Origin of the sequence: Tropicimonas sp. IMCC34043, from assembly GCF_003390845.1 — a bacterium.
Lineage (GTDB): Bacteria > Pseudomonadota > Alphaproteobacteria > Rhodobacterales > Rhodobacteraceae > Tropicimonas.
On the sequence record NZ_QMEK01000001.1, the window covers coordinates 1,551,021 to 1,563,687 of the forward strand.

Sequence of the window (12,667 nt, forward strand, 5' to 3'; positions counted from 1 at the left end):
ATGAGATATCTCGACACAGCAAGCCGCGCCGGACCCTTCCGTTTTCCGCGGCTCTGCTCTAGACACCCCTTGCACAACGGGGGTGCCCATGACCGAACCAGCGATGACCGAAGACCTGATTGCCGCCCACGGGCTCAAGCCCGAGGAATATGCCGAAATCCTTCGGATCCTGAACCGCGACCCGAACTTCACAGAACTGGGCATCTTCTCGGCGATGTGGAACGAGCACTGCTCGTACAAATCCTCCAAGAAATGGCTTCGCACCCTGCCGACCGAGGGCCCACAGGTGATCTGCGGTCCCGGCGAGAACGCGGGCGTGGTCGATATCGGCGACGGACAGGCGGTGGTCTTCAAGATGGAGAGCCACAACCACCCCTCGTATATCGAGCCTTATCAGGGGGCGGCCACCGGCGTCGGCGGCATTCTGCGCGACGTCTTCACCATGGGCGCGCGCCCCATCGCGGCGATGAATTCGCTGTCCTTCGGCATGCCCGACCACCCCAAGACCCGCTCGGTCGTCTCGGGCGTCGTCGCGGGCGTCGGCGGCTATGGCAACTGCTTCGGCGTTCCGACCATCGGCGGCGAGGTCCGGTTTCATCCGGCCTACAACGGCAACTGCCTTGTCAACGCCTTTGCCGCGGGCCTTGCCGACGCGAATGCCATCTTCTATTCGGCCGCCTCGGGCGTCGGCATGCCGGTTGTCTACCTCGGCGCAAAAACGGGGCGCGACGGCGTCGGCGGCGCGACCATGGCCTCGGCCGAGTTCGACGAGACCATCGAGGAAAAGCGTCCCACGGTGCAGGTCGGCGATCCGTTCACGGAAAAGCGCCTGATGGAGGCCTGCCTCGAACTGATGCAGACCGGCGCCGTGATCTCGATCCAGGACATGGGCGCCGCGGGCCTGACCTGTTCGGCGGTCGAGATGGGCGACAAGGGCGGCCTTGGCATCCGGCTCGACCTCGACCGGGTTCCGCAGCGCGAGACCGGCATGACCCCCTACGAGATGATGCTGTCCGAATCCCAGGAACGCATGTTGATGGTGCTGCGCCCCGAGAAAGAGGCCGAGGCCCGCGCCGTCTTCGACAAGTGGGACCTCGACTTTGCCATCGTGGGCGAAACCATCCCCGAGGACCGTTTCCTGATCGAACATCAGGGCCGCATTGTGGCCGACCTGCCGCTTGCCACGCTTGCCGGATCGGCCCCCGAATACGACCGTCCCTGGGTGCCGACGCCGGCCGCCGAGCCGCTTGCCCCGGTTCCCGAGATCGACCCCATCGACGCGCTCAAGGCACTGATCTCGTCGCCGAATTACGCCCACAAGGCCTGGGTCTATGAACAATACGACCAGATGGTGATGGCAGACACAGTGATCGCGCCGGGGCTGGGCGCCGGGGTCGTGCGGGTTCACGGCACCTCAAAGGCGCTCGCCTTCACCTCGGATGTGACGCCGCGCTATGTCCGCGCCAACCCGGTCGAAGGCGGCCGCCAGGCCGTGGCCGAGGCCTATCGCAACCTCACGGCGGTTGGCGCGACCCCGCTTGCCGCCACCGACAACCTCAATTTCGGCAATCCTGAAAAGCCCGAGATCATGGGCCAGCTGGTCGGCGCCATCCAGGGCATCGGCGAGGCCTGCAAGGCGCTCGACATGCCTATCGTTTCGGGCAACGTCTCGCTCTACAACGAGACCGACGGCGAGCCGATCCTGCCCACCCCGACCATCGGTGCCGTGGGCCTGATCGAGGATCTAGAGCATATCATCGCCCGCCCGGCCCGTGCCGGCCACGTCCTGCTGCTGTTGGGCGAGACGACCGGCCACCTTGGCCAGTCGGCCCTGCTGGCCGAGGTTTTCAACCGCGAGGACGGCGACGCGCCGCATGTGGATCTGGAGGCCGAACGCCGCCACGGCGCGTTCATCCGCGCCAACCGCGACTGGATCGACGCCTGCACCGACCTTTCGGATGGCGGGCTGGCCCTTGCGGCCTTCGAGATGGCGGAAACTGCGGAGGTCGGTCTCGTGCTCGAACCCGGCGACACCGCGACCTATTTCGGCGAGGATCAGGGCCGCTATCTGATCGCCTGTTCCTTCGACAAGGCCGAGGCGCTGATGGTCGCCGCGGGCCGGGCCGGCGTCCCGCTGACATCGGTCGGCCGATTCACCGGCGACAAGCTCCGCCTTGGCACCTCCGAGGCGCCGCTGGCCGAGCTTTCCACGCTCTATCGTGGCGCCTTCGCCGCAGCACTCGGCTGAGACAGAACCGCCCGATCCCGTCTGCCGCACATCTGGACGGCGGGCGGGATCGGGGTATTGCCCGTGGCACCTCGCAACTGCGCGGCGCCACGATGACAAGCTCGGGGCGTGCCGCTCGGATCACGGCGCTGTCGGCACCTCGTAGGCAGCCAGAAAGGCCCTGACGAGGGCTGCGGAGTTTGCCGCGGCGAGCGAGAAGAAGGTGCCCATTTCATTTTCGCCCCGGCCGCCGCCGGCAAGATCCGACAGCGAGCGGAAGGCGATGAACGGCACCTGATTGGCATAGGCGACCTGCGCTACGGCCGCGCTTTCCATGTCGACCACCTCGGCGCTGAAGGTGTCGGACAGGTAGGACCGGAAATCGGCGTTGTCGAGAAACGACATCCCCGAGACCCCGTTGCCGCCAACGACAACCTTCGGCGGGGTCGAAAGGCAGTCGTTATCGGCGTTGCAGGCCAATAGATCGAAGCTCGCCGCAACCTCTGTGGCGGTTGCCAGCATCCCGGGATCGACGGCGAACCAGTATTTCCGCTCGGGGCTATCGGGGCGGTCCGAGGCGACCTCGACAGGGCCGGTGAACATCATGCCATAGTTCGGGAAATCGGATTTCAGGAACCCCGGGATCGCAAAGCTGCCGGGCGAAGTCTCGCGCGCCAGGATGCCTTCGAGATACTCGATCCACTGCCCGGCCACGACCACGTCGCCGATGTTGAGATCCGGATCGACCCCGCCTGCGATGCCCGAAAACACGATGCCGTCGATCATGAAATGATCGAGCGCCAGCTGGGTCGTCATCGCGGCGTTGACCATCGAGACCCCCGACAGGAACAGCACCACCTCCTTGCCCTCGACCCGGCCGGTGACAAAGGTCACGCCGTTCAACTCCTGCACCGCGGGCGCCTCGAGCACGTCCTTCATCAGCGTCCATTCCGGTTCGAAGGCCGAAATCACGGCGATGCGCGGCGTGGGGTCCAGAACCTCGGCGGGGGCGAGAGCGGGAAGCGCGGCAAGAACGGCCGCAATAAGGACCGTGCGGGGGACGATGGGCATTTGAGATTCCTTTGACGTGGGCAAGCGGTGGCAGGATCCGCCGGGTTCGGGGGGATTGTCAAAGCTCTCCCCCGTCGCCTTGCGACAGATTTAAGCTATTGAATTCATATTTTTATACGATTTCGCGTGGATGACCCTATCCCCGCGTGACAATAAGGCCGCAACGGATTGCAGCGTGCGAGCGCCCGGATTTTGAGTGACCTGCCCGGATTTTCAGCGACGGGGCCGTTGCTCTGCCCAGACCTCGAATCGACTCCGGGCCGCCCTGCCCCTCGCCCTCGCCAAACCCGATCAGGGCGCGCCCAACGCACCGGACGTTGCAGGCGGCATTTGCATTTGGCCGTTCGGATGGCGTAGCGATAACCGGAAAGCGGAAGATCCCCAAAGCCTCTCTATCGCCTGCCATTCCGATCCCGGCCCGAATGCCCGCCGCCCGACCGAAAGAAACGCTCGTGTCCGACTCGACCTTCGCGCCGTTGAAATACCCTGCCTATCGCGCACTTCTGGGCGCCTCGCTGGTCGCGAACCTCGGGGTACTGGTTCAGGGTGTCGGCGCGGGCTGGCTGATGACCTCGCTGACCGACGACGCCGGCATGGTCGCGCTGGTACAGGGCTCGCAGACCCTGCCGCTGGCAGTGCTGTCGCTGCTGGGCGGGGTTCTGGCCGACAGTTTCGAACGCCGCTCGGTGATGCTGCTGGCCCAGATCTTCATGCTGGCGATGGCGGCCCTGCTGGCGGGTCTGGCAGCCCTGCAGATCATCACGCCCTGGAGCCTGCTTGCCTTCACCTTCGCAATCTCTTGCGGCACGGCGATCCGGCTGCCGTCCTGGCAGGCGTCGGTTGGCGATCTGGTGCCGCGCGAACACCTGCCGCAGGCGGTGATGCTGAACGGCATGGGGTTCAACCTGATGCGCAGCGTCGGCCCGGCGGTCGGTGGGGTGATCGTGGCGCTGTGGGGCGCAGGGGCTGCCTTCACCATAACGGCCGTGGGCTTTGCCCCGATGCTCTACACACTAGCGAACTGGCGCCCGGCCAGCCTGCCAGATCCGCTGCCGCGCGAGCCGCTTGGCGCCTCGCTGCGGGTCGGGCTGCGCTATGCCTCGCTGTCGACCGAACATCTGAAGATCATGATGCGCGGGGCGATCTTCGGGTTCGGCGCGGTGTCCTTCCTGGCACTGCTGCCGCTGGTGGCCCGCGACATGCTGCAGGGCACCGCCAGCACCTATGGCCTGATCCTGGGGTTCTTCGGGGTTGGGGCGGTCGGGGCCGCGATGTCGCTGCGGCGGCTGCGCGAGCGGTTCGACACCGAGACCATCGTGCGGATCGCCTTTCTATGCCTTGCCGTGGCGCTGCCGCTGACCGGGCTGTCGCGGTCGGTCTGGCTGACCGGGGTGGCGGGGATGATCGCGGGCTTTGCCTGGCAGTGCTCGATGGCGCTTTTCAACATCGCGGTCCAGCTTTCTACCCCGCGCTGGGTGCTGGGGCGGATCATCTCGGTGCTGCAGGTATTCACCTTCACCGGCATGTCGCTCGGAAGCTGGCTCTGGGGCGAGGTCGCGACCCGATTCGCCGTGCCCGAGGCGCTGTTCGGCGCGGCCGCGGTCTGCCTGCTGGGCGGTTTGCTCGGCCTTGTGGTGCGGCTGCCCGAAGAGGGTCGCGACAATCTCGAACCGCATAACGGCGCCGCGCCGCCGGTTCCGGCGCTCGACATCGACATGCGGAGCGGGCCGATCAAGGTCCAGGTCGAATATATCGTGCCGGACGAGAAGACCGAGGCGTTTCTGGAACTGATGGCACGACGCCGGGTGATCCGGCAACGCGACGGGGCGCTTGGCTGGTCGCTCTATCGCGATCTGGCCGAACCCGAGCGCTGGCACGAAAGTTATCGCGCCGCCACATGGGCCGGCTATCTGCGCCATCTGGCGCGGCGCACGACGACGGATGCCGAGAATTACAAATTGCTGGTCGCACTGCTCGGCGGCGATCCGCGCGCCAAGGCCCGCCGCTGGATCGAGCGGCCGCCCGATCCGCGGCAACTCCACGCCCGCCGCGACGAGACACCCTGATCCTGCGCGGACCGCGCCGCGGTCTTCGCGGTGCCGGTACGCCCTGCCCCGAAGGATCGGAACGCCAGGCCGGAGGCCGTGCGAGATGATCCAGATCATGGCCGCGTGCCACCCCATATGCGCACATGCGCATGAAGGGAGCCGCCTATGATTCTGTCCGTTCTGACCGCCCTTGCCGAACCGACCCGGCTCGACGCCATGCGCCTGCTGCGCGATGGCGACGAACATTGCGTCTGCGAGTTGATGCGCAAGCTCGGCGCCACGCAAAGCCGCATGTCGCGGCACATGCAGGTGTTGAAGCGAGCGGGCCTCGTGCTCGACCGGCGCGATGCGCAATGGGTCCGTTACCGGCGAAATCCGCAACTGGCGTCAGAGCTTGCCGCGGTCCTCGATGCCGTACTGGCGGTGCCAGCGGACGCCGTCGCTGTGCCCGAGATCCAGTCAAGGAGGGTCGCATGACCGTCGAAACCCACGACCTGCACCCGGGTCACCGCCCGCCAGCGTTGCTGTGGCACGCGGGGGTTGCGGGGTTCGTGCTGCTCTGGTGGCTGGTCTATCATCGGCTTTCGCCGCTGGCCGATCGACTGACAGGGCTGATCCCGGTCGACCGTCACAGCCACACCGGCGAGGCGATCGCCTTCTTTCTGTACGACGTGCCCAAGGTGATGATGCTGCTGGCGCTGATCGTCTTTGCCATGGGCGTCGTGCGCAGCTTTTTCAGCCCCGAGAAGACCCGCGCCCTGCTGTCGGGCCGCCGTGAAGGCATCGGCAACGTGATGTCGGCCGGGCTTGGCGTGCTGACGCCGTTCTGTTCGTGTTCGGCGGTGCCGCTGTTCATCGGCTTCGTCTCGGCGGGCGTGCCGCTTGGGGTGACATTCTCGTTTCTGATCGCGGCGCCGATGGTGAACGAGGTGGCGCTGGTGCTGCTGTTCGGGCTGGTCGGCCCGGCGGTCGCCCTGACCTATCTTTTCTTCGGCCTTGCCATTGCCATCGTCGCGGGCTTCGTGATCGGCAAGCTGCATCTCGAGGGCTGGCTGCAGGACTGGGTGCGCGAGATCCATTCCGGCGCAACACCCCCCGGCGGCGTCGAGGGCGAGGACCTGACCATGGTCGAGCGCTATCGCCTCGGCCTGCAGGCGGTGCGCGAGATCTTTGCGAAGGTCTGGATCTGGATCATTCTCGGCATCGCGCTTGGCGCGCTGATCCACGGCTATGTGCCCGACGAATTGATGGCGCGGATCATGGGGGCGGATGCCTGGTGGTCGGTGCCGGCGGCCGTGGGGATCGGCATCCCGATGTACACCAACGCCGCCGGGGTGATCCCGATTGTCGAGGCGCTGCTTGGCAAGGGCGCGGCGCTGGGGACGGTGCTGGCCTTCATGATGAGCGTGATCGCTTTGTCGCTGCCCGAAATGATCATCCTGCGGCAGGTGCTGACGCTGCGGCTGATCGCGGTATTCATCGGCGTTGTCGGCAGCGGCATCCTTGCCGTCGGCTTCCTGTTCAACGCCCTGTTCTGAGGAGACGAAAATGAAACAGGTCAAGGTCTATGGCCCAGGCTGCAAGCGCTGCGAGACGACCGAGCAGATGGTCCGCGACACCGCCGCCAGGCTGGGGCTCGATGTCGAGGTCGAGAAGGTCACCGATGCAAGGGCCATCGCCATGGCCGGCGTGATGTCGACCCCGGGCATTGCGATTGACGGCCGGTTGGTTCACGCCGGCGGTCTGCCCGACGCGACCCGGCTGGAAGGCTGGCTTACGGCCTGAAACCCGCAGGCGCAGGCGCGCAATCTGCACAAAAGCGCGCCGGTGCCGCGTCGCTGCGGCGCAGATCCGCTCAGCGCACGCGCCCCTGCCCCACCCGACACAGGCCGCCGCAATCCGGCCTCTTGAATTGCCCCATTGCGGCGCCAATCTGCGCCTGAGGACGACAATGGCGCACGCGGTCGTGCACCCGTCCCGGAGGCTTGCTGGCGCGACCCGTGCTGAAAGATCGACCGGCCCCCGAAGGGGCCTTTGCCGCGCCAGGCGCGGCCACAAATCACCCAATTGTTCCCTCTCAAGCCAGCCCGCGGCGCGACCTCCGCCCGGCGGGATCGGTAAGATCATGACAGTATTCCTCGTTCTGGCGGGCATCGCACTGCTGGTCACTGGCGGCGATCTCTTGGTGCGCGGCGCGGTGCGGCTGGCCGAATCGCTGCGGGTCTCGCCGCTGGTCATCGGCGTCACGCTTGTCGGCTTCGGCACCTCGGTGCCGGAACTGGCGACCAGCCTGATCGCGGCCCGCGACGGCGCACCGGCCATCGCCATCGGCAATGTCGTGGGATCGAACATCTGCAACATTCTGCTGATCCTTGGCGCGGCGGCCGTTCTGCGGCCCATCGTGATCGACGCGCGGATGCTGCGCCGCGATGGCGCTGTGCTGGCGGCAACCACGCTTCTTTGCATCGCGGTTCTGGCAGCCGGGCTGCTGGTGCCGGCAACGGCGGCGGTGTTCCTGCTGCTGCTGATTGTCTGGACCGGCGCGACCTTCGTGGCTGGCCGCACCGCGATGACGGCAGCAGGGCCGTCGCTTGGCGCCGCGCCGCTGCCCCGACCGGCGGTGCCGGTGCTGCTGACCCTTGGCGGGATTGCGCTGGTAATCCTTGGCGCCAACATGCTGGTCGACGGCGCCGTCGGCATCGCCCGCGGCCTCGGCGTCTCCGAGGCGGTGATCGGCGTGACGGTGGTGGCCCTTGGCACCTCTCTGCCCGAGCTTGTGACCTCGGTCTCGGCGGCGCTGCGGGGCCAGAACGACATCGCGTTCGGCAATATCCTCGGCTCGAACGTCTTCAACGTGCTGGCGATCCTTGGCGTGACCTCGGCCTTCGGTCCGGTTCCGGTGAATCCCGAATTCCTGCGGGTCGATATCTGGGTTCTGGTCGCAGCCACGGTCGCGCTGCTTGCCTTTTCCGCCACCGGCCTGCGCATCACCCGGGCCGAAGGCCTCGCGCTGCTGGCAGGCTATGCCGCCTATTGTACAAGCCTTTTCATTCACATCTGAGGTTTCGATGACACCCTGGATCCCCGATGCCGTCGCCCCTTTCGCAGCCATCGCCCTGATGGCCGGCGTCTTCGGCTTTTTCCTGCTCGAACGCTTCCCGGCCGAGCTGATCGCCTTTTGCGGTGCAGCCCTGGCGCTCGCCCTCGGCCTTGTCGGGGCCAAGGACGTGGGCGCGGCGTTGTCGAACTCGGCCCCTGCCACCATCGCCGCCATGTTCATTCTCAGTGCAGCCCTCGTGCGCTCGGGCGCGCTGGAAACCGCGGTTGCGGGCCTTGGCCGGCTGGTCGAGGCGCGCCCGATGACCGGGCTTGTCGCCTTCTTCCTGTCGGCTGCCGCCGCCTCGGCGCTGATGAACAACACGCCCGTCATGATCGTGCTGATCCCGGTGGCCATGGGGCTGGCGCGGCAGGCGTCGATCTCGTCCTCGAAGCTTCTGATGCCGCTCTCGTTCATGGTGATCCTCGGCGGCACCTGCACGATGATCGGCACCTCGACCAACCTTCTGGTCGACGGCATGGTCCGCGATCTCGGCATGCCGCCGTTTCATCTGTTCGAGATCACGCCGGTCGGGCTGGTCGCGGCGCTGGCGGGCGGCGCCTATCTGGCGCTGGTGGGCCAGCGGCTCCTGCCCGACCGCGGCCCCGGCGTCGCCGATGTTGGCTCGTCCTCGCGGTCCTGGACCACCGAGCTGTTCCTGCCCGAAGGCTCGCCATTGGTCGGCAAGGCACTGACCGAGATCGAGGCGCTGGAACGCAAGGGCACCCGGGTGATCGACGTGCTGCGCGGCGATCAATCGATGCGCCGCGAGCTGCAGGGCCTGCGGCTGGAACCCGGCGACCGGATCGTTCTGCGCACCCGCGACACCGAGATCGCGGGCCTGCGCGAGGGCAACGAAAAGGGCCTGACGCTGACCGGGACCGAACCCGGACGCTCGATCAGGACCGAACTGACCGAGGTCCTGGTGACGAGCCGCAGCCGCGCCCTTGGCCGCACCCTCCGCGCGCTGACCCTGCGCCGGCGCTTCGGGGTCTATCCGCTGGCGCTGCACCGTTCGGGCCATCAGGTCGCGGGCAGCCCCGACGACCTGCCGCTCGAGGTCGGCGACGTACTGATGGTCGACGGTCCTGCCGACGGCATCGCGCGACTGTCCGAGGCGCTGGGTCTCGTGTCCCTTGGCCGGACCGACGCGCGCGCCTATCGCCGCAACAAGGTGCCGATTGCCATCGGGGTGCTGGCCGGCGTGGTTCTGCTGGCCGCCTTCGGGGTCGCGCAGATCCTGGTGCTGGCGCTGATCGGCGTCGCCGTGGTGCTGGTCACCGGCTGTGTCGACATGGACGAGGCGCTGGCCAGCATCGATGGCAGGCTGCTGTTGCTGATCGTCTCGATGCTGATCCTCGGGTCCGCATTTCAAAGCTCGGGCGCGATGCAGATGGTGGTGGATGCGCTCGAACCGGTTCTCGACAGGTCCGGGCCGCTGGTGGCGCTGATCCTCGTCTATGCGCTGACCTCGTTCCTGACCGAGCTTGTGACGAACAACGCGGTCGCGGTGTTGCTGACGCCGCTTGCTGCCGGGATCGCCAGCCAGCTCGGGCTCGATCCGCGGCCCTTTGCGGTGGCGGTGATGTTCGGAGCCTCGGCGAGCTTTGCCACGCCCATCGGCTATCAGACCAACACCATGGTCTATAACGCCGGGGGATACCGGTTCCGCGATTTCCTGCGCGTCGGCCTGCCGATGAACTTTGTCGTCGGCGCCGCCACCGTCGCGGCGATTGCCTGGATGTGGCCCCTGCGCTTGCCGGGTTGATGCAGAGGCTCAGCACTCGGGCAGGTTGACGGCGAGCCCGCCAATCGAGGTTTCCTTGTAGTTCGTGCTCATGTCGAGCCCGGTCTGGCGCATCGTCTCGATGCAATTGTCGAGCGGCATGAAGTGGCTGCCATCGCCGCGCAGCGCCAGCGACGCCGCCGAAACCGCCTTGATCGCACCCATGCCGTTGCGTTCGATGCAGGGCACCTGCACCAGCCCGCCCACCGGATCGCAGGTCATCCCGAGGTGATGTTCGAGCGCAATCTCGGCCGCGTTTTCGACCTGTTCGTTGCTGCCGCCAAGCGCCGCGCAAAGCCCCGCCGCCGCCATGGCCGAGGCCGATCCGACCTCGCCCTGACAGCCGACCTCGGCGCCCGAGATGGAGGCATTGTGCTTGATCAGCCCGCCGATCGCCGCGGCAACCAGCAGGAAATCCCGCTGTCCGGCCAATGTCGCGCCAAGGCAATGGTCGCGATAATACCGCAGCACCGCGGGCACCACACCTGCCGCGCCATTGGTCGGCGCGGTCACGATGCGCCCGCCGGCGGCATTCTCCTCGTTCACCGCCATGGCATAGACCGACAGCCAGTCGTTGACGATATGCGGCTGCGACAGGTTGCGGCCCTGTTCGGCCAGCAATTGCTGGTGGATCAGACGCGCCCGCCGCCGCACGTTCAACCCGCCGGGCAGGACGCCTGTCTGGCCAAGGCCGCGGTCGATGCAGGCGTCCATCACCCCGTGCAACTGGTCAAGCCGCTGATCGAGGTCTGGACCGTGCAGCGCCGTTTCATTGGCGCGCTTCATTGCCGCGATGGACAGCCCGGCCGCGCGGCCCATGGCGAGCATCTGCGACGCCGTGGCGAAGGGCCAGGGATAGTCGGCGGGCGGCTCCGCGATCAGCGGGCCACCGGTCAGTTCGGCCTCTGTCACGACAAAGCCGCCGCCAATCGAATACCAGGCCTGCCGCAGAACCGGCGTTTCCTCCGCGCAAAGCGCCGACAGGATCAGTCCGTTGGCATGCCCCGGCAGCGGCGGGCCATAGTCAAAGACCAGATCCGCCGCGGGGTCGAAACCGACCCGGCCGACGCCCGCAACGTCGATGCCACATCGGTCGCCCAGGCCCACCAAGGCGATCTCGGCCAGATCGGGATCGAGCGTGTCGGGACGAAACCCCAACAGCCCCAGCATCACCGCACGGTCGGTGCCATGCCCCCGGCCGGTGAAGGCAAGCGAGCCGTGCAGCGAGGCGGTCAACCGCCGCGTCTGGCCGCAATCGGGCACCTCTCGCAACGCCTCGATAAACCGCGCGGCGGCCAGCATCGGCCCCATCGTATGCGACGAGGACGGGCCGATCCCGATCTTGAAGATGTCGAAGACGGACAGAAACATCGGGACTCCCTGAGGCGGGCAGCATCGTCTGCGCGCTGGCCTGCTGCTGAGCTTGGGCACAGGGCAGGCGTTGTCAATCGGCTTGGCGGCGCACGCGGGCGCCGCTCAGGGCAGATCCGTCAGCCAGGGCGGGCGGTCGCCGAACGCCTGCGCCAGATGGTCGACAAACAGCCTCAGCTTGCGCGGCATCGGCCGGGCCGGCAGCCAGACCGCGTTGATCGGCAAGGGCAGCGGCTCCAGTTCGGGCAGCAGACGCACCAGCGTCCCGGCCCGCAGCGCCTCGTGCGCGATGAACACCGGCAGCAGCGCGATGCCAAGCCCGGCAATCGCCATGTCGCGGATCGCCTCGCCGTTGTTGGTGGCAATCCTTCCGGCCCTTGGCAGAACGACCGGCTGGCGGAACTGCCAGACCTGCCCCAGCCGGACGTTCGAATAATTGATCGCCGGATGCCCTGCCAGCGCATCGGGACCGGTCAGCGGACCGAACCGGTCGAGATAGCCGGGGCTTGCCACCACAACGCAGGGATCCTCGCAGAGCTTGCGCGCCATCAACGAGCTGTCCGACAACCGGCCAACGCGGATCGCGATGTCATGCCCTGTCGCGGCGAGGTTCGAGATCTGGTCGTCGAGATCGAGCACCAGATCGAGGTCGGGATGCATCCGGGCGAAATCGGCGATCACCGGCCCGAGGTGTCGGGTGCCGAAACTCATCGGCGCGGTGATGGCAAGCCTGCCGCGCAGCCCGGTGTCGCCCCAGGCCACGCTCTCGGTCGCAGCCCGCAGTTCGGCCAGCGCCGGGCGCAGCCGTTCGGCCAGCGCGATGGCGGAATCGGTCGGGCTGATCCGCCCGGCGTGGCGGGTGAACAGCGGCGCCCCAAGCGCCAGTTCGAATTCGCTCACCCGCTTGCTGACCACCGATTTCGACAGGTTGACCCGGGCCGCCGCGCCCGAGATGCTGCCAGCGTCGATCACCTCGAGGAATGTCTCGATCTCGTTCAGGGTCCATTTCATGGCATCAACCTAGATCCCGCGCAGGCCGTTCGCAATTCGCGAACGCAGGGTTGGCC

General features: G+C 67.1%; 10 protein-coding genes. 7 read left to right on the plus strand and 3 right to left on the minus strand.

Translation table 11 applies throughout. The features are described from left to right. Positions 1–88: 88 nt before the first annotated feature. Positions 89–2,248 (plus strand): phosphoribosylformylglycinamidine synthase subunit PurL, encoded by a 2,160-nt coding sequence (gene purL / locus DQG17_RS07245; protein ID WP_116132036.1) that lies wholly within the window; start codon positions 89–91, stop codon positions 2,246–2,248. Positions 2,249–2,368: 120 nt separating this feature from the next. Here the strand turns inward: purL and DQG17_RS07250 are convergent, their stop codons facing one another. Further along, a complete protein-coding gene (locus DQG17_RS07250) occupies positions 2,369–3,298 on the minus strand; it encodes a 5'-methylthioadenosine/S-adenosylhomocysteine nucleosidase (RefSeq protein WP_116132037.1) in 930 nt (309 codons plus the stop codon). A gap of 452 nt (positions 3,299–3,750) precedes the next feature. On the opposite strand from DQG17_RS07250, the gene DQG17_RS07255 reads away from it, so the two are divergent. From DQG17_RS07255 to DQG17_RS07280, 6 genes are all read left to right on the plus strand, one after another. Next, complete coding sequence (locus DQG17_RS07255; RefSeq protein WP_232829353.1) at positions 3,751–5,364, plus strand: MFS transporter; 1,614 nt, start codon at positions 3,751–3,753, stop codon at positions 5,362–5,364. A 147-nt stretch (positions 5,365–5,511) separates the two neighbouring features. Continuing rightward, positions 5,512–5,823, plus strand: coding sequence for a helix-turn-helix transcriptional regulator (locus DQG17_RS07260; RefSeq protein ID WP_116132039.1), 312 nt, complete (start codon positions 5,512–5,514; stop codon positions 5,821–5,823). After that, positions 5,820–6,884, plus strand: coding sequence for a permease (locus DQG17_RS07265; protein ID WP_116132040.1), 1,065 nt, complete (start codon positions 5,820–5,822; stop codon positions 6,882–6,884). The genes DQG17_RS07260 and DQG17_RS07265 overlap by 4 nt, the downstream gene beginning before the upstream one ends. Before the next feature lie 10 nt (positions 6,885–6,894). Further along, positions 6,895–7,131: a thioredoxin family protein gene (locus DQG17_RS07270; protein ID WP_116132041.1), complete on the plus strand. Its 237-nt coding sequence runs from the start codon at positions 6,895–6,897 to the stop codon at positions 7,129–7,131. 340 nt (positions 7,132–7,471) lie between these two features. After that, complete coding sequence (locus DQG17_RS07275) at positions 7,472–8,407, plus strand: calcium/sodium antiporter (RefSeq protein WP_116132042.1); 936 nt, start codon at positions 7,472–7,474, stop codon at positions 8,405–8,407. Between the two features lie 7 nt (positions 8,408–8,414). Beyond that, a complete protein-coding gene (locus DQG17_RS07280; protein WP_116132043.1) occupies positions 8,415–10,211 on the plus strand; it encodes an SLC13 family permease in 1,797 nt (598 codons plus the stop codon). Between the two features lie 9 nt (positions 10,212–10,220). Here the strand turns inward: DQG17_RS07280 and DQG17_RS07285 are convergent, their stop codons facing one another. Both DQG17_RS07285 and DQG17_RS07290 read right to left on the minus strand, forming a co-directional pair. After that, a complete protein-coding gene (locus tag DQG17_RS07285) occupies positions 10,221–11,600 on the minus strand; it encodes an L-serine ammonia-lyase (RefSeq protein WP_116132044.1) in 1,380 nt (459 codons plus the stop codon). A gap of 105 nt (positions 11,601–11,705) precedes the next feature. Further along, positions 11,706–12,611, minus strand: a complete 906-nt coding sequence (locus DQG17_RS07290) for a LysR family transcriptional regulator (RefSeq protein WP_116132045.1) — start codon at positions 12,609–12,611, stop codon at positions 11,706–11,708. Between the last annotated feature and the right edge of the window lie 56 nt (positions 12,612–12,667).